Source organism: Nisaea nitritireducens (assembly GCF_014904795.1).
In the GTDB taxonomy this organism is placed as follows: domain Bacteria; phylum Pseudomonadota; class Alphaproteobacteria; order Thalassobaculales; family Thalassobaculaceae; genus Nisaea; species Nisaea nitritireducens.
The window spans coordinates 205,601-228,266 of sequence record NZ_JACZFS010000017.1; the positions used below are offsets into that span (position 1 = coordinate 205,601).

The following is a 22,666-nucleotide window of genomic DNA, read 5'->3' on the forward strand; positions in this document are numbered from 1 at the left end:
ATTGCGCCAGTCCGGCAATTAGAAATAAGCCAGCCACATGGTTAAGCACGAGTTTATTGGCATCCACGGGCAGGCCCTACGGCAGCAAATCGAATGCCTCTTGGGGGCAAACGGATACGATGTGCTCTATTCCGACGACATGGAACGTTATGTTGCCGAAATGGACCGACTTGAGGCATTCGTGCATCCACGGTTTCGGGCAGCACACAACGACCAGTCAGAGTCACGCTTCATCGCAATCATGAAAGACGACAGATTTTGCGGCATGATCGCCTGGACGGTGATTGAGACGCACAGCTATGAGCGTCTGTTGCGCGACGGCACCGCATTCGTGCGAGATCCCTGGGCGCACGACTGGAAGCCAATGAACGTCCGACTGCCCGAGAAAATCGCCGGCCGAATACACTTCCGGGGCGGACTCCGGGTCGTCGATCAAGGAAACAGATTCTCGTGGTTTCTGACCAGCCTGCATGAGGCGTTCTTCCACGACGACCGAGCGGATTATTTAACCGCCCACGCCACACCGGAAATCGTCGCTTCTGGACTCCCGGCATGGCTTTACGGATATCATCACCGATTTGAGATGCCGCGCCACCGACTTTCGTGGGAGGGCCGATGGAATAACCTATCCATCCTGTGGTCGACCCCGCCCGAAATCGCCCACAATGTCGAGATAAAGACCATGTTCTTGAGGCGCCGTGAGGATGACGATCTTCTCAAATCCGTCGGCGTCTTTAAGCGGCTTCATGTAGCGGAGGTATGATCTAGCCTCACCCCCATCCGGCCGCCGCTCAATCAGACTAAAACGGGGGGCGCCGGATCGAGCAACCGAGACATAATCTTCCACCAGCACATCAACAAACAGGGGATCCTGGTTCTCCCTAACCTTAATTCCCGTCAAGTCTTCGCCGCCCTGAAACTGCGTCGAGTTATCCCATATCTGAGCGAACCAGTTCTCCGGTTGGCCATCCGCCACAAATAAGTGGGTAGCGCAATTTGGGGCCAACCTATTCAAAATTTTGACCGTGTCCGTCAGCGTCTCACTGTTGATTCTTGAATCTAGATAGCGGACGGCAGGCCCAAGCTGCCTTGGCTCGACGGCCGGCACAAAGTGAGGATCCAGAAGTACCTGGCAAAGGTAGGCCTGCGCCCTAGTTCGCCTGTCTACTCCGAGAACAGCCCTCCTGGCCAATTCCGGATCAGCGGCAAGCAATTTGCGCCCGAGCTCGCCTCCCTCGTTCTCGGAAAACAGAGCATCGTCGCACGCCGCCGCGTTTTTTATTGAGGGACGAGCGTTGCGATCTAGGACCTGCCGCGCGCTCGCCTCGGAAATCCCAGCCATGACAGCGAGCTGACGCCCTGACAACCCTCGCCTATCAACTTCAGCGCGAATTGAGTGCACCATTTCGTTATAGATGGCGTCTATCCTCAGATGCCGGTTGCTCTTTCCGAATCGCACTATTCACCCTTGACGCAATCAAATATTCACGCAAAATGCACAATATGCGGGAAAAACTAAACACTTCAATAAAAAATGCGTGTTTTATTACGCACAGGGAGATGGTTTTGACCGGCGACCTACCTGAAAATTCCAAGCAACCAAGAGGCGATCTAGCTAACGGCATCCGCCAGATCATCCAGGAAATCGACAACGAGCCACACATCACCCTTCTCGTTGATCAACACCACATCCTCCAGAAGTACCGCGCACGCCTTTCTGCCCTTTTGCCTGAATATGACAACAAATAAAAATTCAGTTTGTCTGAATTTTTACTTTGACAATTTCAGAATGGCTGAATATTTTTGCATCGTGACGTGAGATTGCGTCACCGCCGCATCACCGAAGAAAGCGGCGACCGTAACCCACCCTAAGCAGGCAGCACCCCCTTCTACCCCCGGGGTTTGCTGTCTGCCCCGGAGGGACACGAGATGCAAAGCACCGCCACACAACGCGCGGCTAAGAAGCGCTGCGCCACCGCGAAGGCCGTCCCGCTGATGGTCCGCATGGGAGATGCCTTCAATATCGCGAAACCGCCGATCGACCCCGCGCGGCGGAAGTATTTCGAAACCGGGTTCCTAAACGCGGTGAATGAAATCTATGGCGTCGGGAAAAAGTCTCTGGGCGATCTGGCGGGCGACAACGGTAAGGCCCATGACGCGGGCTGGCTGGCCGCCAAAACCATCTATGAAGAACTGAAGGGGGGCGGCAATGGCTGACAAAGCGAAACCGACCCGGCCTAGCGTCTGTCGGCAACCCCACCGCACCTGCTCGTTCTGCGGCGCCAAGGCGAACGATGTCCGCTACATGGTGACGGGCGCCTCTCCCACCGTCTCAATCTGTAACGACTGCGTGGCGTTCGCCTATGTCGAGATCACGCACACCATCACCCGCGACACCAACACCGCCGCGCAGGTACTGCAGGGAGGCGGATCATGAACCGGTTCGACACCCTGATATTGCAAGAGCTCGACACAGCCTGCGAGCTATCCACCGCCGAGATCAAAAACAGGATCAACAAGGCCCTGGGAAATGGCGTGTTCTGCACGGACCGCGTCCGCTATCACCTCAAGAGCCTCGAAGGTCGGGGCTATACCCGCCGCTCGACCGGTGCCGGCGCTTGTCCGCGCATATCCTGGTCCCTGGCGGATGCCGGTAAGGCGTTTCTGGTTCACGGCGAACCAAAGAAGCGGCCGCCGGTGCGCCGATACGAGGTCATGCGGAAAATGGATGTTGGCAGGTTCTCCAACACCTACTTCGCGAGATCCCGTGGCAGTGCCATCTATAAGGCTTGGCTGGATTGGCGGGAAATCGCCCCGGACAGCACTTTCATCGAGTTTCGCAAACGCTGCAGTGCCCAACTCTCCCTCGGCAGCTATGCCTACATGAAACAGTTCTATGGCCTCCAGATCGACGCGGGGAGGCCGGATAAATCATGACCCGCAGCACCGCACGTCAGAATCACAGTCCCACTGTCAGACTGTTGGTCGCGCCCATCGTTCGTGAGCAGCTTTCGGCCAAAGAAGCTGCGGCAATGTGCGGTGAATCCGAGGGCACATTCCGCAAGCTGGTTGCCGAGGGCTACTATCCGAAGCCCGTGCCACGGCCCAGGCGCAGCCAGCGCTGGAACCGGCAGGCCCTGCAAAACCGTCTTGATGAAATCCGGGGCGTGCGAAATGCTGCCGACGCGAACGTCAACATGGATGCGGAGTTCGGCATTGGCAGCTAAAGCCACCCTTCCCAGGTATGTGAGGCCGTCCAAGCGCAAGGACGGAACCACCGCCTATTTCTGGGATCTGCCCACATGGGCCAGAAAGAGCAAAGCAGACGCGGATGACCCTTTGCCCTGCCCGCTGTCCAATGAGGCGCTTGGCACCGACCTTCTGCACGCGATCACCAGAGGCGAGGATCTGAACAAAGACTTTGATGATTGGCGGAACCTCTGGCGGCAGGCCCAGGACATGACCGCCAGCGAACTCCAGCAAGCGAGCCTCATCGGCCCCGTATACGGCACCCTCGATTGGGTAGTCGTTCAATTCCAGAAGGATCCTAAATACACATCCACGCGCCCCAAAACTCGGCGGGGATACGATCAGGGTCTTCAACTGGTCTGCGACTATCGGACCCGCACCGGCCGGCGCCTTGGCGATCTGCCAGCGGCAAAACTAGAGGAACAGCACGTCGACCTGCTTTATCAGGACTTACAGTGGGTTGAGGAAAAAGACGGTGACGGCAACATCGTCCGCCGCCGGCGCCTCCCCACCGCCAACGCAGCCATGCGAGCGATGCGCCGTCTCTACAACATCGCCGGCCGGCGGAAGTGGGGCGGGATACAGCCGGGCCACAACCCGTTCGCAAAAATGGGAATGGAGTCCGTCCGTTCGGTGACCGAAGTCCCAAGCCGGGCGCAATATGAGAAAATTCGGGGCAGGGCGGATGAGATGGGATTCCCGTCGATCGCGTTGGCCTGCATGCTCGCTTTCGAACTCTGCCAGCGCGAAGGAGATGTAATCGGGACGCTCGCGTGGACGCATTACAAGGACGGCCAGATACATATCCGCCAATCCAAGACGGGCGAACCGCTCTGGGTGCCCCTATGGGATGACGAGGGCGAGCTGTTCCCGGGCCTTGCCGAGCGCCTGGACGCCACCCCGCGTCGGGGCACGCTGATCGTAATGCGGGACCAGCGGGACCGTCGGGCTTCGCGCGCTGCCGGTCAGCCGGTTTATCTGCCCTACAAAGAGGACTGGTTCCGCCACCTCTTCCGGAAGATTGCACGCGCGGCAGGCGTTCCCGACGCTATCCAGTTCCGGGCTTTCCGCCACGGCGGGCTGACCGAGATGGACGACGCTGGCGCCACCAGTCGCGAGCTTATGAGCACGAGTGGCCACACCAACGTGAAAACCCTCGAAATTTACACTCGGCGCAGCGGTCGACAAGCCGCGAGCGCCGCCAGAAAACGCCGCGCGTTGAGAACAGAACGCGGCCGTTTGTCGGAATGAGACTATGAGAGCTTGTCGGAATGCCCTGATCAGTTTACCGTGCGAAGCCGGAAAACTCTTTATTATCAAGGCGGAAAGTGGTGGGCGCACAAGGACTCGAACCTTGGACCCGCTGATTAAGAGTCAGCTGCTCTACCAACTGAGCTATGCGCCCGCCCGTCGAAGGAGCGGATTGATACTAAAGGCGTGATCCGATTGCAAGCGGGTTTTGGACTATTCGCCGGAGGGTGGCGATCGGCGCCAGGTTTGACCAGATCCCGGGCCGAGCAACTGCTCTCGCAACTCCTGCAGGGGATCCTTCTCTGTGCTTCCATTTCGCAGAGTCGGATCGTCCGGCAATGCCTGCCAGTTCCAGTTCCCTTCCCCATCGTCAGGCAACGGCGCCTGAGCCGTTGGACGGGGCGTTTTCGGGTCACGCAACTGGGTCTTTTTCTTGCCTGCGGGCACCGGAGTGCCCTCAGACTTTCCCAGCACCCAATCCAGACCAAGCATATCACGCTCTTCCTCGGCTTCAGCCGGCGCAGGCCGGCCACGGGTCGCTTTGGAAAGCTTGGCTTCGATCCGGACTGTTTCCGCCTGTTCCACGGCACCGCTGCCGATACTGCGCCGTTCTTCCGGCGGCAGGGAATCGAAACTGTCCCGGGCCCGGTGGTATTCTTCCCGGTCGCCGGTTTCGGCTGCTGCATCGAGATTACGTGTAAGGTCGCTATCGCCCTGGTTCTCTCGCGTAGAGTCGGCGAGGATTTTCAGGCTCTTGCGTTCAATATGGTCCAAAGGTCACCAACCAGTCTGGCCCTGCCCCGAAACCAGCGGGCAGATTCACACAATAAAGCGCTCGTTGGTGCGATTTTAACAGAAATACGCCTTAAAAGTCCATTAACGCGCTTTTCTAATTACGGAAAACTAAACTTTAAGGCAAACCAACGGCCGCCCCATCCAGGCAATAAACTCAGTCTTCGTCTTCAAATCCCTGCCGGCCGATCTCAATATCACGGTGAACGTAACAATTGATGATCAGGCCAAAGCCAATCATTGCAGTCAGCATGGCTGTCCCGCCGTAAGAGATCAGCGGCAACGGCACGCCGACAACCGGGATCAGTCCCATCACCATGGCAATGTTGATGAACATGTAGAGGAACAATGTCGTCGTTGTTCCGAGCGCCAGCAGGCGACCGAACTGACTGGAACAGCGGAGCGCGATGGCAAAACCGTATCCGAGAGCCAGGACATAGAGCAGTAGCAGGAACAGCGCCCCTGCCAGGCCGAGCTCTTCAGCCAGCATGGTGAAGATGAAGTCGGTCTGCTTTTCCGGCAGGAAGTTCAGATGGCTTTGGGAGCCTTGCAGGAACCCCTTGCCGAAAAGCCCTCCCGAGCCAAGCGCGATCTTGGATTGCAGGATGTGATACCCGGCGCCCAGCGGATCGTTCTCCGGGTTGAGGAAGGTGAGAATCCGGTTCTTCTGGTAATTGTGCAGGAACTGCCAGCCGATCGGGATCGCCGACAGGCCAAGCACCAGAACGGTGACGAATTTCCAGATCCGCACACCGGCAAGGAAGAAGATTGCCCCGCCACCGAGGATGATCATGCCGGCCGTGCCCAGATCCGGCTGACGCAGCACCAGGATTGCCGGAGCGAAGACCAGAACCAGAGGCACGAACAAGCTGCGGATACGGCCGACTTCCTCGAATGTCTGGCGATGGAAATACCGCGCCAGGGCGAGCACCAGCGCCAGTTTCATCAGCTCGGACGGTTGCAGGCGGAAAACGCCAAGGTCGATCCAGCGCTGTGCGCCCATGCCGATCTCGCCCGCAATCTCGACAACCCCCAGCAGCCCGAGAGACAGGAAATAAAAGGCGTAGGCCCAGCGCATCAGGAAGCGCAGGTCGACCAGCGCGATACCCAGCGTGATCACAAGGCCAACGCCGAACCGGATGGCCTGACGCATGGCCCAAGGCGTCCAGCTGCCGTTGGCTGCCGAATAGAGCATGGCGAAACCGACAGAGGCTATCAGCGTCAGGAGCAGGATAAGCCCCCAGTTGATCTGCTGCAGCTTGATGCCGAGCGTCAATTCCGGAGGATTGAGTGAGTTTGATTGCATGCCGGTCGCCATGATTAACCCTGGTCCGTATCAGGTTGGCCTTGTGGCAGGATCTCGACCGGCTCGGCCTCAGATGCCTCAAACCCGTCTGCGGTCATCGCACGGGCAAGAATATCCCTGGCAATCGGCACGGCATATTTACTGCCGCCACCATGCTCCAGCACCACCGCGACCGCATAGCGCGGCGCATCCGCCGGCGCATAGCCGACAAACAATCCATGGTCCCGCTCGCGCCAGGGCAAATCCTCGTTCTGGATCACACCGGTCGCCCGTTCCGCCTTGGTAATCCGCCGGACCTGCGCGGTCCCGGTCTTGCCACCGACCTGGAAACCCGACTCCGGAATCTTGGCGCTGCGCGCCGAGCCATGCGCGCCGTTGACCACCCGCCGCATGCCTTCGAGCACATAAGCGAGATTACCGCGCGAGACATTCATTTTCGGGACCGGTGCATCGCTTGCCTGACGCTGGATCAGGGACGGCTTCACCGCATAGCCCCCGTTGACCAGACGTGCCGTCATGACCGCAAGCTGCAGCGGCGTCACCAGTACGAAGCCCTGACCGATGCCGGTGATCAGGGTTTCCCCCTTCTGCCAACGCTCGCCACGCACAGCGAGTTTCCACTCCCGGGTCGGGATCAGGCCGTTGCGCTCGCCCGGCAGCTCGATCTCCAGCGTCTCGCCAAGGCCGAAGCGACGTGCCATTTCAGAGATCCGGTCGATACCGACCCGCTTCGCCGCCTCGTAGAAATAGACGTCGCAACTCTGCTCGAGGGCATCCATGACGTCCATCTTGCCGTGGCCCCAGCGCTTCCAGCAGTGGAAGCGGGCATTGCCGAGGTCCGTGTGACCGTTGCAGTAGACTTCCGTCTCCGGCCCGATCACACCCGCTTCCAGCGCGGCAAGCGCCACGATCATCTTGAAGGTCGAGCCCGGCGGGTAGGTCCCCGCGATTGCCTTGTTGGTCAGCGGATGGCGCGGATTGGAAAGCAGGTTCTCCCAATCCCGGGCACTCAGCCCCTTATTGAAGTTATTCGGATCGAATCCCGGCGTCGAGGCGATGGTCAGGATCTCGCCGGTATGCACGTCCATGACGATCGCGGCGCCGCTTTCGCCCTGCACGATGTTGCCGCCCTTGTCGAGAAACACCGTCCCGTCGTCATTTTCCAGATAGCGCTTCGGGACACCGGACCGTGCGAGGGCCTCCTGCACCCGGATATCCGCGACGGGAACCCGTTCCGAGCTTCCGCGTTCGAGCCGTTCATGAGCGAAGGTCTGCAGGTTCATGTCCAGAGTGAGATGGACGTTCTTGCCCGGTTGTCCCTCGTCGCCTGGAAGTTTCCGGATAATCCGGCCGAGCGCGTTGACCTCGACCTGACGGCGCCCAGCAGAGCCGCGCATTTCCTTATCGTAGAGCTTTTCAATGCCGCTCTTGCCGATCCGGAAGTCCGGCAGCTCGAGCACCGGATCTCCGGTCAGTTCCGTATCCGAAACCGCGGCCACATAGCCGGTGATATTTACCGCCCTGGAGCCATAGGGATAAACCCGGGAGCGCCCTTCCTCGATCCGGATGCCGGGCAGATATGGCGCATTCACTGCAACCCGGCTGATATCCTCCCTAGTCAGGTTTTCCACCACAGTTACCGGCACGAAACTGCGCTTCCGGGAGATCTCTTTCAGCACCCGCTTCACATCCCAGTCGTCCACATGCACGACCTGACGCAACGCATTGATGGTACCGCGCACATCGCTGGTCTGTTCCGGTACGAGATCGACCCGGAAATTGTCCTCGTTTGAGGCGACCAGAATCCCGTGCCGGTCCAGGATCAGTCCGCGGGTCGGCGGCAGCAGCTCGAGATTGAACTGGTTCTCCTCGGAGAGCGTCCGGTACCGGTCCGCTTCCACCACCTGCAGATAGTAAAGCCGCGCGCCAAGCGCACCGACCAGACCGAGCTGGCCTGCGCCGAGTAGAAGCGAGCGCCGGGTGAAGGCCCTCTTGGTATCCTGATCCTTTGGGTTCTTCATTCGCATATTATCGCACCAGATAACGGTGAACGCGAACGAAGAGCCAAGCCATGGCCGGGAAAAGCGCCACCGTCAGACCAAAGCGGGCCAGAACCGTATCCGGGACGATCCAGGCCAGCGAAAATACCGACATGAGCGTCCAGTCGAGCAAAAACGCGCCGAAAGAAATGATGACGAACCCGCCCCATGCAATGAAGAAGGGTTTGGTCAGGAATGTCTGACGCTGGGTTGTGGCCACACCATAGACCGCAAGAAAGATGATGGCGGTCAGGCCGAGCGGAAAACCATGCACCAGATCCTCAGCCAGCCCGGTCAGGAAAACCACCGAAGGCGGCGTGAGATCCGGCCGGTAGACGGCCCAGTAGAAGACGGCCATCAGCGTAAAGGCAGGCGAGACCTGCGCGTATCCCGGAATGCCGAGCGGCACCGCGCTCACAAGGACCAGCAGCAACATCGTCGCAGCAGGCATCAGATGGCGCGCCCAAAGATCCATTCTTTGGACGAAACTCGTCTTCATCTATCAGTCTTCCCGCGGGTCACACCGAGCCGCTCAACCAGGGTCGGTTCCGGGTCCGGCGCCAGCACGGTAAAGGGCGGCGGGTCCATCGGACCGGGGATCACGCCCTGCATCAGGTAATCGACGATGCGGACGAACTCGAGATGGGTCCAGTCGACCACCGGCTTGACGCGGATACCCGATTCCGAGACGGAGGAAACTGTGCCGACCGGCAATCCAGCCGGCAGCATCCCGCCATGTCCGGAGCTGATCACCAGATCTCCCGGAGAAACCCGATTGTTCTGCGGCAGATAAAGAATACGCGGATGGTTCGTGTTGTCACCGACCAGAATGCCAGGCTCCCGCGCCGCACCAATCAGCACCGGAATCTGGGCGTTCAGATCCGTCACCAGAAGCACACGCGAGTGCAGTTCACCGACTTCGACAACGGTTCCGGCAAGCCCGTCTTCCGAGACCACGCCCTGACCGCGCCGGACTCCGCTGCGGCGTCCCGCGTTCAACAAGGCGCTACGGACGAACGGGCCACCGGCTTCGGCGATCACACGGGCGGAAATGTAGCTGACCGGCGGCGGCCCGACATGACGTGTCAGACGCTTCAGCGCCTTGTTCTCGGATTCCAGAAGGTGAGCGACATGCTGCCACTGTTTCAGGCGGCTGTTCTCTTCACGCAGCAGCACGTTCTCCGCATGCAGGTCCCGCAGGGAGAGCGCGGTCTCCACGCCTTTGGAGACGGCTGCGGCCGGGTGCGAGAGGGCATCGAGAATAGGCGCGACAGCGTCAACCGCAGCGATCTGCAATCGCTTGACCACAACGATGTCGGCCTTGCCAAGCAGCATCAGACCGAAAGCGGCCAGAACAAGGGCAGTGAAGGCAAAGCGCTGCCAAAGGGTTCGCACAGGCTGGGCGACGCGGGAAAATGATGCCGGTCTACGCCCCATTCCTTGCCTGCTCCTTCCTACGCAAACGCCATTACCGCAGTCTCACCGATCAGTAGGCACCGATGAGAACGTTGCGGAGAACCTTCATTTCCTCGAGGCAGCGCCCGGTGCCGAGCGCAACGCAGGAAAGCGGGTCGTCGGCGATGGAGACCGGCAGGCCGGTCGAGTGCCGCAGCACGTAGTCGAGATTGCCGAGCAGCGCACCGCCACCTGTAAGCACGATGCCCTTGTCGACGATGTCGGCAGCAAGTTCCGGCGGGGTCTGCTCTAGGGCGACCTTGACCGCCTCGATGATCTGACTGACCGGCTCGGCCAGGCTTTCGGCGACCTGGCTCTGGTCGATCACCAGTTCCTTCGGCACACCGTTCATCAGATCGCGCCCCTTGATCTCAAGGGTCTTGCCGACGCCGTCTTCCGGCGGGAAGGCAGAGCCGATTTCTTTCTTGATCCGTTCCGCGCTGCCCTCACCGACCAGCAGGTTATGGTTCCGGCGGATATAGGCGATGATGGCTTCGTCCATCTTGTCGCCGCCGACGCGGACCGAGCGGGAATAAACGATGCCGCCGAGAGACAGAACGGCAACCTCGGTGGTGCCGCCGCCGATATCGACGACCATGGAACCGGTCGGCTCCGTCACCGGCAGGTTGGCGCCGATCGCGGCGGCCATCGGCTCCTCGATGAGGAACACCCTGCGGGCGCCGGCACTCTCGGCACTTTCCTGAATCGCCCGGCGCTCAACCGCGGTCGAGCCGGACGGCACGCAAACGATGACCTGCGGGCTGGCGAAGCTGCGCCGGTTATGCACCTTGCGGATGAAGTGCTTGATCATTTCCTCGGCGACTTCGAAGTCCGCGATTACGCCATCGCGCAGCGGCCGGATCGCCTGAATGTTGCCTGGTGTTCGGCCAAGCATCTGTTTCGCTTCGTCACCGACGGCGAGAACCTGTTTCTTGCCGCGCACAGTGGCGATAGCAACAACCGACGGCTCATTGAGAACAATGCCCCTGCCTTTCACGTAGACCAGCGTATTCGCGGTCCCAAGGTCGATCGCCATATCGGCGGAGAGCATGCCAAGTAGGTTTGCAAAAAACATTTACGTTCAGCCCGGTCGCGCGCTTCAGAATCGGTTCACATACAGTGCCGCCGCCGGAATAGACCAAAGTTCGGATCGGCCTTGCAACGGAAAACGGTCACCCGTCGCATTTACCCCACGCAGTCCACCCGAATTCGGTGACGCCACCGGGGAATCATATCAAAGAATCAGCTTACTATGTAATTTAATTGTCGCGGCGGTTTAGCAAAAATTTTCTAATGCGCGAAAGTGGCGGCGCGGCGGCGACAGAATCGCCGCCGCGCTACCTTCAGGTTAGTTCTGCCGGATTAGCTCTGGCAGCTTAGTTCTTCGCCTTGTCGACGAGAGCGTTCTGGGAGATCCACGGCATCATGGCGCGGAGCTTCTCGCCGACCACCTCGATATCGTGCTCGGCGGCACGACGGCGCATGGTCTTGAAGCCAGCCTGCTTGACCTGGTTTTCCAGCATCCAGCGGCGTGCGAAATCGCCGGACTGGATGTCTTCGAGAACATTCTTCATCTCCGCCTTCACCGCATCGGTGATGATGCGCGGGCCGGTGACGTATTCGCCATACTCGGCCGTGTTGGAGATCGAGTAGTTCATGTTGGCGATGCCGCCTTCGAAGATCAGATCGACGATCAGCTTCACTTCGTGCAGGCACTCGAAATAGGCCATTTCCGGAGCATAACCGGCTTCGACCAGAGTTTCATAACCGGCCTTGATCATCTCGCAGAGACCGCCGCAGAGGACAGCCTGCTCACCGAACAGATCGGTTTCGCACTCTTCCTTGAAGCTGGTCTCGATGGTGCCGGCCCGGCCACCGCCAATGGCGGAGGAATAGGACAGCGCGATCTCGAGCGCATTGCCGGAGCCGTTCTGATGCACCGCGACCAGGCACGGCACGCCGCCGCCACGCACATATTCGGAGCGCACGGTGTGGCCCGGGCCCTTCGGTGCGATCATGAAGACATCGAGGTCCGGACGGGGATCGATGAAGCTGAAGTGGATGTTGAAGCCGTGCGCGAATGCGATGGCCGTGCCTTCGCGCATGTTGTCCTTCAGATCCTGATCATAGATGTCGGACTGGCCCTCATCCGGGGTCAGCATCATCACGACGTCGGCCCAGGCAGCGGCTTCGGCGGCGGTCATGCATTTCAGACCGGCGGCTTCGACCTTGGCACGACTGGACGAATCTTCACGCAGCGCGACGACGATGTCCTTCACGCCACTGTCTTTCAGGTTATTGGCGTGGGCATGGCCCTGGCTGCCGTAACCGACAATCGCAACCTTCTTGTTCTTGATCAGATTGACGTCGGCATCCCGATCGTAATAGACGCGCATTTCTAGGCCCTCTCGTTTCCGTTCCTGTAACTCAATACTTCAGTGGAGCTCTCTGTCTCCCACCCGGCGAAAGCCGCCGGGCAGAATTGATCGGGCAACGGGTCGGGCTCCGATAACTCCCGCTGCCTTAGGCCCGTTCAGGCCTTTTTCTGCGCCTTCTTCCCCGCCGGCTGTTTGGCCTTCTTGCGGTTGACCTCCAGCGTGCTGAAGACAGGCATATCCAGATTGCTGCCCCGGGCGATCGCGACGACGCCGGTGCGGGATACCTCGATGGCGCCAAGCGCGCTCATAAGCTCGACAAAAGCCGAGATCTTGGACGGGCTGCCGGTCAGCTCGAAAACGAAGCTTTCCAGCGTGCTGTCGATGGCCCGGGCGCGAAACATGTCCGCGATCCGGAGAGCCTCGATGCGGTGCTCGCCGACATTGCGGATCTTGATCAGCGCCAGTTCGCGCTCAAGATGCGGTCCCTCAAGCGTTAAATCGTGCACGGAATGGACCGGCACCAGACGGCCAAGCTGCGCCTTGATCTGGGCAATAATCTGCGGTGTTCCGGTGGTCACGATGGTGATCCGCGACAGATGGGCAGCCGTGTCTACCGACGATACCGTCAGGCTTTCGATATTATAACCGCGGCCGGAGAACAGGCCGATGACACGGGCGAGAACGCCCGGCTCGTCATCCACCAGCACGGCAAGAGTATGGGTCGCTTCTGCGATTTCAGTGGCTGCGTTCACGATACGCTCCGAATTCTGGGCGGCCGACCGGCCGCCGATACCTTATAGAGTGAATGGGCGGATGGCGCCCGCGCCTTTTCAGGCAAGCGGGCGACGCACCTTCAGGCGGGATTTCTAGACCAGCACCATCCCGTTTTCCGACGTCTCCAGCTCCGCCTTGTCGTCCGGCCCGAGCAGCATCTCGTAATGCGCCGCACCGGACGGGATCATCGGGAAGCAGTTCTCGTCCTTCTTGACCATGATATCGGCCAGCACGAAACGGTCCGTCTCAAGCATCTCCATGATCACGTCGTCGAGCTGATCGACCGTCTCGGCCCTGAGCCCGACGCCGCCGAAAGCCTCCGCGACCTTGATGAAGTCAGGCAGGCTCTCCGAATAGCTCTCGGAATAACGGCCGCCATGGTTCAGTTCCTGCCACTGCCGGACCATTCCCATCCACTGGTTGTTCACGATGAAGGACTTCACCGGCAGCCGATACTGGGCGAGCGTCGACAGCTCCTGAATGTTCATCAGGTAGGAAGCCTCACCGGCGACATCGATCACCGTCGCTTCCGGATGCGCGATCTGCACGCCCATTGCGGCCGGCAGGCCGTAGCCCATGGTGCCGAGACCTCCGGACGTCATCCAGCGGTTCGGCTCCTCGAAGCCGAAATACTGGGCCGCCCACATCTGGTGCTGGCCAACTTCGGTTGTGATGTAAGTGTCGCGATCACGGGTCAACTCGTACAGCCGCTTGATCGCGTGCTGCGGCTTGATGACCGACGTATCTTCGGTGAAGGCTAGGCATTTGCGCTCACGCCATGTCTCGATCTGCGCCCACCACTTCTCCAGCGGCTTGGCATTGGCCTTGTAGCCCTTGGCTTTCCAGACCTTGAGCATCTGCTCAAGAATGGTAGCGGCATCGCCGATGATCGGCAGGTCCACAACAACGTTCTTGTTGATCGAGCTCGGGTCGACATCGACATGCACCTTGGTCGAATTCGGCGAGAAGTCGGAAATCCGCCCCGTCACCCGGTCATCGAAACGCGCGCCGATATTCATCATCACGTCGCAATTATACATCGCGAGGTTGGCTTCGTAGGTGCCGTGCATACCCAGCATGCCGAGGAACTGACGATCTTGTGACGGATAGGCGCCAAGCCCCATCAGCGTCAGGGTCGTCGGTGCCTGGGTCAGACGCACCAGCTCCGCATAGAGCTTTGAGGCCTTCGGGCCGGCATTGATCAGGCCGCCGCCGCCATAGAAAATCGGCCGCTTCGCCTTCGCGAGCAGATCGACCGCACGCTCGATGGCGCTCTCGTCGCCCTTTACCTGCGGCTTGTAGCTCGGATGCGCGTTCCCGTTCGGGGCATAATAAGGACCTTCTGCGAACAGAATATCTTTCGGCAGATCGACCACGACAGGGCCCGGACGGCCGGTCTTGGCGACATAGACCGCCTCATGAATGGTGTCGGCCAGCCGGGTGACGTCTTTCACCAGGTAATTATGCTTGGTGCACGGCCGGGTGATACCCGTCGTGTCCGCTTCCTGGAAAGCGTCATTGCCGATCAGATGCGTCGGCACCTGCCCGGTCAGGCAAACAATCGGAATGGAGTCCATCAGTGCATCGGTCAGACCGGTCACTGCATTGGTCGCGCCCGGGCCGGACGTCACCAGAACGCAGCCGACCTTACCGGTCGAACGGGCATAACCTTCCGCCGCATGCACGGCCGCCTGTTCATGGCGCACAAGGATGTGACGGATACGGTTGGACTTGAAGATCTCGTCATAGATCGGCAATACCGCCCCGCCGGGATAGCCGAATACTACTTCTACGCCCTGATCCTGCAACGCTTTGAGAATGATCGCCGCCCCATTCATCTGGGCGTCGGGTTTTCGGGTATTCGGCGTGCGCGGGGTAGCCATTTTACCGTTCCTCTCTCAAATCTCATTCGCAGTTGCGGCATAAGCCGCCCCCGCCGACAGGCGGGATTGATCGGATAAAATCCTGTCAAATCAATAAGGTCGACAGAAACTCAGACAAATATCGCGACACCGAAGGCGTCGCGACGGGCCGGAACCTAGACCGTCAGCTATGACCGGTCAACAGAAACTGACGAACATTATTAAAGATTTTTCCGTCCGATCTTTCCGAATATTGCTCGTGCAGGGTAAAATTTGCATGAACCTGATTGCGAAACCAGGTCATCTGCCGTTTCGCGTAGCGCCTCGTATCCCGTTGGGCAATCCGGACACATTCCTCACGCGACATTTTTTCATCAATAAATTCAATGAGTTGCGGAACGCCCAATGCCTTCCTCGCCGGCAAAGCAGGATCAAGATCGAGCGCCATCAGAGCCTCCACCTCCGCCAACGCGCCGCGCTCCAGCATTTTTTCGAAGCGTCCATCGCAACTGCGATAAAGAGACGCGCGTTCCGGCAAAAGTGTGATGGTGAAGAAGTCGATGCCTTCCGGTGGCTCCGCCGGCCGTTCCTGCCATACGGAAAGCGGCTGTCCCGTATCCTGAAGCACTTCCCAGGCCCGGATCAGCCGCTGGCTGTCCCCGTCATGCAGGCGTGCCGCGAGTACGGGGTCTCCCTCCGCCAGTCTTTGCCGGAGTGCCGCACCGCCGATCTCTGCATGCAGCGCCCGCGCAGCAGCCCGCGCTTCGGGTGAGACCTCCGGCATTTCGGACAAGCCGTGCGTCAGGGCACGCAGATAGAGACCTGTACCGCCGCAAAGGATCGGCACCCTGCCCGCCTGCGCGGCCTCATGTATTTCGGCAAGCGCATGTTCACGCCATAGTGCCGCTGAGCAGACTTCCGCCGCGCTGAGGAAACCATAGAGCCTGTGCGGCGCCCGCTTCAGGTCCGCCGGATCGGGCCTGGCCGTGATGATGTCCAGCTCACGGTAGACCTGCATCGAGTCCGCATTAATCACGGTCCCGCCAAATTCTTCGGCAAGATCCACGGCAAGCGCCGACTTGCCGCTCGCGGTCGGCCCGCCGATGACGATGGCCCGGATCGGACAGGCTCCGGTGGCGCCGATGCCGCCTTCTGTATCTGAAACTTCGCTGGACATGCCCATGGCGATTACGCGATAAGCCGGGCCCATGCAATATGTCCTCACTCTGACGTCAAATCCGGCCATCCCCGCAATCGACAGCACCGTCGTCGCCACAGCGGAGACGGCCTTGCGCGATGGCGGCCTGACCGTCGGTACAATCGATTGGCTCGATCCCGACGCAGCCGCAGATCTTCCCTTCGACGGCACCATGCCAGCCGACCTCGCAGCAACGCTGCATGAGGCCCTTTCCGGGGTTGCGGTGGACGTGAACCTCCAGAGCGCTTCGGGCCGGCGGAAGAAGCTGCTCATTGCCGATATGGATTCCACGGTCATTACCTCAGAATCCCTCGACGATCTCGCGACCTATGCCGGGATCGGCGACAAGATCGCACCGATCACCTTTCGCGCCATGCGGGGGGAGCTCGATTTTGAGGAAGCACTGAAGGAACGGGTGGCGATGCTGGCGGGGCATCCCTCCAGCCTGCTGGATCGCCTGTTGTCCGAAGTTGAAATCACTCCGGGGGCGCAGGCCCTTGTTACCACCATGCGGCGCGACGGGGCCTATACGGCCCTCGTCTCCGGCGGCTTCACATCGCTGACCGGTCCCGTGCGCGAACGGCTCGGCTTCCACACCGACCGCGCCAACACTCTGAATGTCGCCGACGGCAGTTTTACCGGAACTGTCGGCGAGCCGATCCTGGGACGGGATGCAAAACTCGTCGCCCTCAACGGTTTCTGCGACGAGCTCGGAATAGCATCGACAGATGCGGTTACAGTCGGCGACGGAGCGAACGATCTCGCGATGCTGCAGGCCGCCGGCATGGGGGTCGCTTTCCGCGGCAAACCGGCTGTCCGCGAGGCGGCCAGCTTCCGGATCGATCACGGCGATCTCAGTGCGCTGCTTCACCTGCAGGGCTATAAGCGGTCCGAATTCGCCGGCTGATCTAACCCGCACCGAAATGACCAGCACCAAAAACAACGGCGCCGGTCTTTCGACCGGCGCCGCGCGTCGCACCCGCTAGGGCTGCCTGGGGGGGCGGGGGAGAATTAGCCCTCGGTAATGCGGAGTGCGACAAACCTCATTTCACCACCGCGATTGACGGTAAGCAGGACCGACTTCTTGCCGGCATCCTTGGCCGTCGCGATGCCCTTCTGAACGCTGGACGGCGACATCACCGGCGTCTGCTGCACCTCGACGATCACATCGCCTGGCCGCAAATCGCGGGCTGCGGGGCCATTCGGATCGACATCCGTAACCACAACACCCTTGGCATCGTCTCCAAGGGAGTACTTACCCCGCATGTCGTCGCTGATTGCGGACAATTCAAGGCCCAATGACTCCACCCGGTCCGGTTTTGCCGGCTGCGGTTGCGGACCACCACTGGTAAGCAGAGCTTTTTTCTCGGCTTCCTCAAGTTCACCGATATTCGCGGTGACCCTTACCACCTTGCCTCCGCGCCAGAGGTCCACCGGCACATCCTTGCCAATCGGCGTCTGGGCGACGATTTTCGGCAATTCGCGCATCGAGCCGACATCACGGCTGTTGAACTTCAGGATCACATCACCGGCACGGATACCCGCCGACTTGGCCGGGCCCTTGTCGTTGACATGGGCGACGAGAGCGCCGCGTGCGCCATCGAGCGACAGGCTTTCCGCAACTTCGTCCGTCACTTCCTGGATCCGCACTCCGAGCCAGCCGCGACGGGTCCGGCCGAATTCACGCAGCTGATCGACCACAGGGTCAGCCAAAGCAGAGGAAACCGCGAAACCAATTCCGACAGAACCGCCCGACTGAGAGAAGATCACGGTGTTCACACCGATCACCTCGCCCTCGAGATTGAACAGCGGACCGCCGGAATTGCCCTTGTTGATGGCCGCGTCGGTCTGGATGAAATCATCATATGGGCCCTGCCCGATATCGCGCCCACGGGCGGAAACGATACCGGCCGTCACCGTGCCGCCAAGGCCGAACGGGTTACCGATCGCGACAACCCAGTCGCCAACGCGCATCTTGTCCGAATTGCCGAATTTTACCACCGGCAGATCGACGTCACGCGGGTCGAACTTCAGCAAGGCAATGTCGGTTTTCGGGTCGGTGCCGACAAGCGTTGCTTCGAACTCCGTATCGTCCTGCATACGGATCAGGATCTCGTCCGCGTCACGGATGACATGGTTGTTCGTCACCACATATCCGGACTTGTCGACAATGAAACCGGAACCGAGGGACTGTGCCCGACGGGAGCGCGGCTCTCCGTTCGGACGCATGCGATCCTCGAATTCCTTGAAGAATTCTTCGAAAGGTGTGCCAGGCGGCAACGCACGATCGTCACTCGACGCCGTAATTGTCTGGGTCGTGGAGATATTGACCACCGCCGGAAGCAGCTTCTCGGCAAGATCGGCGAAGGTCTCCGGCGCGGCTCTGGCGATCGCGGGAGATACCGGCATAAATACCGGCACGGCCACAGCAACCGCCATGAAACCGGCTACCAAACCAGCTCTCAGGCTCCGGCTGACCGAATGAGAGATTTCTGTGGGGACGCCTGTCATAGTTTCAACGCTCCTTGGCAAAGCTTGTATCCAATTTGGGGTCGGGACCCTTATCCCGGCCCGGAAGCGGCGGGCCTTCAGCCCGTCGACAGAAGTGAGTCTTTTCGCCCCAATTAGTACGCCATCAAGGTAGGGACGATCGAACGGCTTTCAACGTTGCCCCTCGATAAAGTCAGATATAGCGACCGGGTGTGGCGGCAATGTGGTGCGGATCGAGCAACTGTGTCCGAATTGCGGCAATTGCCGGTTCCAGCCCCTTCAGAGGACCATAACCACCTCACGCGGCGCGTAAAACCCAAGCCAGAGCAAATCCCAGAACCATGGCGATAAGACCGGCGCGCCGAAGCACACCCTCATCGAGTTCAAGCGCCATCCGCATCATTGCCTTCATTCGACCCGGCATCAGCGCGTAAAGACAGCCCTCGATAAAGAAAACGAGGGCAAGCGCCGTAAGGAATTCCGTCACGGCACTGCCCTCGCTTTTTTCCGAGCCGCGTCGGCCCCGCTATTGCGGAGCCGGCGCACCTTCGATGTTCTTGAAGTATTTGAAGAAGTCGCTGTCCGGAGACAACACCATAGTGGTATCGCCGCCTGTCATCGCTTTCCGGTAGGCTTGCATAGACCGGTAGAAGGCAAAGAATTCCGGATCCTGGCCGAAGGCCTCCGCGTAAATCCGGATCGCTTCGCCATCGCCCTGACCGCGCAGTATCTCGGACTGCTTCTTCGCCTCGGCGACGATCACGACACGCTGTTTGTCAGCGTCAGCGCGAATTTTCTGCGCTTCTTCCTGACCCTGCGCCCGGAACTCCTTGGACTCTCGTTCACGCTCGGACTTCATCCGATTGTAAATGTTGAGGCTGGTTTCTTCCGGATAATCCGCGCGGCGGATCCGGACCTCGACCAATTCCATACCGAGCGGCCGGGCATCGTCATTAGCCTGCTGACGAATGCTGGCCATGATCGCGATCCGCTGATCGGAAAGAATGCTGAGCAGCGTTTCGTTACCAAGCACACGGCGGAGTGAAGAATTGATAATCGGGCTCAGGCGCGAACGCGCGCCCATCTCATCCTTCACTGTCTGGAAGAACAGCAACGGGTCGACGATCTTGAAGCGAGCGTATGAATCGACATCGAGACGCTTCTGGTCAGACAGAATGACCTGCTGCTTCGGCGGGTCGAGATCCAGCACGCGCTTGTCGTAATAGACCACGTTCTGCCAAGGCAACTTGACCTTCAGGCCCGGATCCTTGACCGCTTCAATCGGAGCACCGAACTGCAGAACGATAGCCTGCTGAACCTGCGGAACGACGAAAAGCGACGTGAAGGCGACGAACCCGGCTACCAGAACCAGGACGCCTAAAACTGCGAGGCTCTTATTCATTGCGTGCCTCCCGAGGTCGAGCGGTTCTGTTGCATCTGCTTCTGTACTTCAGGCAAAGGCAGGTAAGGCACAACGCCGCTGCCGCCATCCGCGCTATCGATGATGATCTTGTTCACGTTCCCGAGCACTTCTTCCAGTGTCTCCAGATAGATACGCTTCTGGGTCACTTCCTTGGCTGCCGAATAGGCTGTGTAGACCGACTTGAAACGATCCGCATCACCAGTTGCCCGGTTGATCACCTCCTGCCGATACGCATCCGCTTCCTCGACGATCTGGGCCGCTTCACCACGGGCACGCGGCACAACGTCGTTACGGAAAGTCTCGGCTTCGTTCTTCAACCGGTCCTTATCCTGACGGGCACGCTGCACTTCATTGAAGGCATCGATAACCTGCTTCGGCGGATCAACTGCAAGCAGCTGAACCTGACGGACAGAGACGCCCGCACCATATTCGTTCAACAGACTCTGCAAATCTTCCTGGACAGTGCTTTCGATCAGCTGCCGGCCCTCGGTCAAGGCAACCTGGATGGGCCGCTTGCCGATAGCATCGCGCATCGCCGATTCAGCCGCCATCTTCACCGTTTCCGCAGGCTCCTGAAGATTGAACAGGAAATCGCCGGCTTCCGCGATCCGCCAGAACACGACGAAATCAATATCGACGATATTCTCATCACCGGTGATCATCTGGCTTTCTTCGGGAACGTCCCGCTGCACAGAGCTGCGGCTCGAGCCGTCGCCTGAGCTTCGATAGCCGACTTCAATCCGGTTTTCACGGGTCACATCCGGCTTCATAACGGAGCCGATCGGCGAAGGATAATTCCAGTGCAGACCCGGCTCTGTCGGTACACCGGTATAACGGCCGAAAACGAGCTCAATGCCCTGCTCGTTCGGCTGGACCCGATAAAGGCCAGAGAACAGCCAGAGAGCGAGCAGGCCGATCACGACCAGTGTAATGCCTGTCGGTCCGCCCATGCCGCGGGGCAGCATGCTTTTAAGGCGAGCCTGCCCCTGACGAATGACCTCGTCAATGTCCGGTGGCTGCTGACCGCCACCGCCCGGTCCGCGACCACCCCACGGAGACTTACCGCCACCGCCGTTGCCGCCGCCAGACCCGTTGCCGCCGCCGCCGCCCCAAGGACCGCCGCCACCGCCACCTTGATTGCTCCAAGGCATGTATGTTTCCCCTCATCATAAAGCGCGTCGTCGCTCTTAGCAGATGCCCCCCCTGTTGCAAAGGAATAGGGGATGCGTATATCTGCTTGCGCGCGACAGTACGTTGAATTCGCATATTGGCCAAAAGCCGGAGAAATCAAGCATGGCACGGGTAACCGAAGATCAGATCCTGGCAGCCCTGAAGGCTGTAGAAGACCCTGACAAGGGGCAGGACATCGTTTCCCTCGGCATGGTGAGCGGCCTCGTCGTCAAAGACGGCAATGTCGGTTTCGCCATCGAGGTAGACCCGCAGAGGGGCCCGCAGCTTGAACCGCTGCGTCAGGCGGCGGAAAAAGCCGTAGACACCGTTCCGGGTGTACTCTCTGTCACCGCAGTGCTCACGGCGCACAGTCCTGGCGGCCAGGGCCAGCAGGCCCCGCAGGCTGCCCCGCCGCAGCCACAGGCTCCGGCCGGCGCCCCGCAGGCCCGCCCGGCACAGAACACGCAAAAAACACTGGTGCCCGGCATCAAATCAATTATCGCCGTTGCTTCCGGCAAGGGCGGCGTCGGCAAATCGACAACAGCGATTAACCTCGCCCTTGCGCTCAAGGCCTCGGGTCTCACCGTCGGCCTGCTCGACGCCGACATCTATGGCCCGTCCCTGCCCCGCATGATGGGGATTTCCGGCCGACCTACCACCGAAGACGGCAAAACCCTGAAGCCGCTGGAGCGCTTCGGCATCAAATGCATGTCCATCGGCTTTCTTGTACCCGAGGACAGCCCGACCATCTGGCGCGGCCCGATGGTGATGAGCGCGCTGGAACAAATGCTGCGCGATGTGCTCTGGGGCGAGCTTGATGTGCTCGTCGTCGACATGCCGCCGGGCACCGGCGATGCCCAGCTCACCATGTCGCAGCGCGTGCCGCTGGCCGGGGCCGTGATCGTCTCGACGCCGCAGGACATCGCCTTGCTGGATGCCCGCAAGGGCCTCAACATGTTCCGCAAGGTCGACGTGCCGGTGCTCGGCATCATCGAGAACATGAGCTATTTCCTGTGCCCGAGCTGCGGTGAGCGCTCGGACATCTTCGGCCATGGCGGCGCCCGCGACGAAGCCGAGCGGATCGGTGTCGATTTCCTCGGCGAAGTGCCGCTGCACATGGATATCCGGGAGACTTCCGACGCTGGGAACCCGATCGTGGTCTCGGCCCCGGAAAGCGCGCATTCCGTCGCCTACAAGGCGATTGCGGAGAAAGTCTGGAACAAGATCGGCAGCGGAGAGACCGGCCGCCGGGAAGCGCCAAATATCGTTTTCAATTAAA

General features: G+C 60.0%; 23 protein-coding genes and 1 tRNA gene. 9 read left to right on the forward strand and 15 right to left on the reverse strand.

Annotated features, from left to right (window positions below; translation table 11 throughout):
* The first annotated feature begins 37 nt into the window (after nt 1-37).
* The 7 genes from IG629_RS07240 (at nt 38) to IG629_RS07270 (ending at nt 4,500) form a co-directional block, all read left to right on the forward strand.
* Nucleotides 38-763, forward strand: a complete 726-nt coding sequence (locus tag IG629_RS07240) for a hypothetical protein (RefSeq protein WP_193171287.1) — start codon at nt 38-40, stop codon at nt 761-763.
* Between the two features lie 803 nt (nt 764-1,566).
* Nucleotides 1,567-1,749 carry a hypothetical protein gene (locus IG629_RS07245; protein ID WP_193171288.1) on the forward strand — a complete coding sequence of 61 codons (183 nt, stop codon included), beginning with the start codon at nt 1,567-1,569 and terminating at the stop codon, nt 1,747-1,749.
* A 180-nt stretch (nt 1,750-1,929) separates the two neighbouring features.
* On the forward strand, nt 1,930-2,217 hold the full coding sequence (locus IG629_RS07250) for a hypothetical protein (RefSeq protein WP_193171289.1): 288 nt from the start codon (nt 1,930-1,932) through the stop codon (nt 2,215-2,217).
* A complete protein-coding gene (locus IG629_RS07255; RefSeq protein ID WP_193171290.1) occupies nt 2,210-2,437 on the forward strand; it encodes a ClpX C4-type zinc finger protein in 228 nt (75 codons plus the stop codon). The genes IG629_RS07250 and IG629_RS07255 overlap by 8 nt, the downstream gene beginning before the upstream one ends.
* Nucleotides 2,434-2,937, forward strand: a complete 504-nt coding sequence (locus IG629_RS07260; protein ID WP_193171291.1) for a winged-helix domain-containing protein — start codon at nt 2,434-2,436, stop codon at nt 2,935-2,937. Before IG629_RS07255 ends, IG629_RS07260 begins: the two co-directional genes overlap by 4 nt.
* Nucleotides 2,934-3,227, forward strand: coding sequence for a helix-turn-helix transcriptional regulator (locus IG629_RS07265; protein WP_193171292.1), 294 nt, complete (start codon nt 2,934-2,936; stop codon nt 3,225-3,227). Before IG629_RS07260 ends, IG629_RS07265 begins: the two co-directional genes overlap by 4 nt.
* Nucleotides 3,217-4,500 (forward strand): tyrosine-type recombinase/integrase, encoded by a 1,284-nt coding sequence (locus tag IG629_RS07270; RefSeq protein ID WP_193171293.1) that lies wholly within the window; start codon nt 3,217-3,219, stop codon nt 4,498-4,500. The genes IG629_RS07265 and IG629_RS07270 overlap by 11 nt, the downstream gene beginning before the upstream one ends.
* A 78-nt stretch (nt 4,501-4,578) precedes the next feature.
* On the opposite strand, the gene IG629_RS07275 is transcribed toward IG629_RS07270, so the two are convergent.
* The 11 genes from IG629_RS07275 to miaA form a co-directional block, all read right to left on the reverse strand.
* Nucleotides 4,579-4,654 (reverse strand) — tRNA-Lys (locus tag IG629_RS07275).
* A gap of 59 nt (nt 4,655-4,713) precedes the next feature.
* The gene (locus IG629_RS07280; protein ID WP_193171294.1) at nt 4,714-5,274 is read right to left on the reverse strand and encodes a hypothetical protein; all 561 of its coding nucleotides are present in this window, start codon (nt 5,272-5,274) and stop codon (nt 4,714-4,716) included.
* 175 nt (nt 5,275-5,449) lie between these two features.
* Complete coding sequence (gene rodA, locus IG629_RS07285) at nt 5,450-6,598, reverse strand: rod shape-determining protein RodA (RefSeq protein ID WP_193171295.1); 1,149 nt, start codon at nt 6,596-6,598, stop codon at nt 5,450-5,452.
* A gap of 14 nt (nt 6,599-6,612) precedes the next feature.
* Nucleotides 6,613-8,619: a penicillin-binding protein 2 gene (gene mrdA, locus IG629_RS07290; protein ID WP_193171296.1), complete on the reverse strand. Its 2,007-nt coding sequence runs from the start codon at nt 8,617-8,619 to the stop codon at nt 6,613-6,615.
* A 7-nt stretch (nt 8,620-8,626) separates the two neighbouring features.
* The gene (mreD, locus tag IG629_RS07295; RefSeq protein ID WP_193171297.1) at nt 8,627-9,136 is read right to left on the reverse strand and encodes a rod shape-determining protein MreD; all 510 of its coding nucleotides are present in this window, start codon (nt 9,134-9,136) and stop codon (nt 8,627-8,629) included.
* Complete coding sequence (mreC, locus tag IG629_RS07300; protein WP_193171298.1) at nt 9,133-10,074, reverse strand: rod shape-determining protein MreC; 942 nt, start codon at nt 10,072-10,074, stop codon at nt 9,133-9,135. Before mreC ends, mreD begins: the two co-directional genes overlap by 4 nt.
* Before the next feature lie 49 nt (nt 10,075-10,123).
* Nucleotides 10,124-11,167 carry a rod shape-determining protein gene (locus IG629_RS07305; protein ID WP_193171299.1) on the reverse strand — a complete coding sequence of 348 codons (1,044 nt, stop codon included), beginning with the start codon at nt 11,165-11,167 and terminating at the stop codon, nt 10,124-10,126.
* 301 nt (nt 11,168-11,468) lie between these two features.
* Complete coding sequence (ilvC, locus tag IG629_RS07310; RefSeq protein ID WP_193171300.1) at nt 11,469-12,488, reverse strand: ketol-acid reductoisomerase; 1,020 nt, start codon at nt 12,486-12,488, stop codon at nt 11,469-11,471.
* Between the two features lie 137 nt (nt 12,489-12,625).
* The gene (gene ilvN / locus IG629_RS07315) at nt 12,626-13,222 is read right to left on the reverse strand and encodes an acetolactate synthase small subunit (RefSeq protein ID WP_319025032.1); all 597 of its coding nucleotides are present in this window, start codon (nt 13,220-13,222) and stop codon (nt 12,626-12,628) included.
* A 114-nt stretch (nt 13,223-13,336) separates the two neighbouring features.
* Nucleotides 13,337-15,127 carry an acetolactate synthase 3 large subunit gene (locus IG629_RS07320; protein ID WP_226886517.1) on the reverse strand — a complete coding sequence of 597 codons (1,791 nt, stop codon included), beginning with the start codon at nt 15,125-15,127 and terminating at the stop codon, nt 13,337-13,339.
* A 163-nt stretch (nt 15,128-15,290) separates the two neighbouring features.
* Nucleotides 15,291-16,316 (reverse strand): tRNA (adenosine(37)-N6)-dimethylallyltransferase MiaA, encoded by a 1,026-nt coding sequence (gene miaA / locus IG629_RS07325; protein ID WP_193171301.1) that lies wholly within the window; start codon nt 16,314-16,316, stop codon nt 15,291-15,293.
* Here miaA and serB point away from each other — a divergent pair.
* Nucleotides 16,315-17,211, forward strand: a complete 897-nt coding sequence (gene serB / locus IG629_RS07330) for a phosphoserine phosphatase SerB (RefSeq protein WP_193171302.1) — start codon at nt 16,315-16,317, stop codon at nt 17,209-17,211. The two genes, miaA and serB, sit on opposite strands and share 2 nt — an antisense overlap.
* Nucleotides 17,212-17,315: 104 nt before the next feature.
* On the opposite strand, the gene IG629_RS07335 is transcribed toward serB, so the two are convergent.
* The 4 genes from IG629_RS07335 to hflK form a co-directional block, all read right to left on the reverse strand.
* A complete protein-coding gene (locus IG629_RS07335) occupies nt 17,316-18,815 on the reverse strand; it encodes a DegQ family serine endoprotease (protein WP_193171303.1) in 1,500 nt (499 codons plus the stop codon).
* Between the two features lie 277 nt (nt 18,816-19,092).
* On the reverse strand, nt 19,093-19,281 hold the full coding sequence (locus IG629_RS07340; protein ID WP_193171304.1) for a DUF2065 domain-containing protein: 189 nt from the start codon (nt 19,279-19,281) through the stop codon (nt 19,093-19,095).
* Between the two features lie 39 nt (nt 19,282-19,320).
* Complete coding sequence (gene hflC / locus IG629_RS07345; protein WP_193171305.1) at nt 19,321-20,196, reverse strand: protease modulator HflC; 876 nt, start codon at nt 20,194-20,196, stop codon at nt 19,321-19,323.
* Nucleotides 20,193-21,368 (reverse strand): FtsH protease activity modulator HflK, encoded by a 1,176-nt coding sequence (gene hflK, locus IG629_RS07350; RefSeq protein WP_193171306.1) that lies wholly within the window; start codon nt 21,366-21,368, stop codon nt 20,193-20,195. The genes hflC and hflK overlap by 4 nt, the downstream gene beginning before the upstream one ends.
* Nucleotides 21,369-21,510: 142 nt before the next feature.
* On the opposite strand from hflK, the gene apbC reads away from it, so the two are divergent.
* Nucleotides 21,511-22,665, forward strand: coding sequence for an iron-sulfur cluster carrier protein ApbC (gene apbC, locus IG629_RS07355; protein WP_193171307.1), 1,155 nt, complete (start codon nt 21,511-21,513; stop codon nt 22,663-22,665).
* Nucleotide 22,666 lies beyond the last annotated feature (1 nt).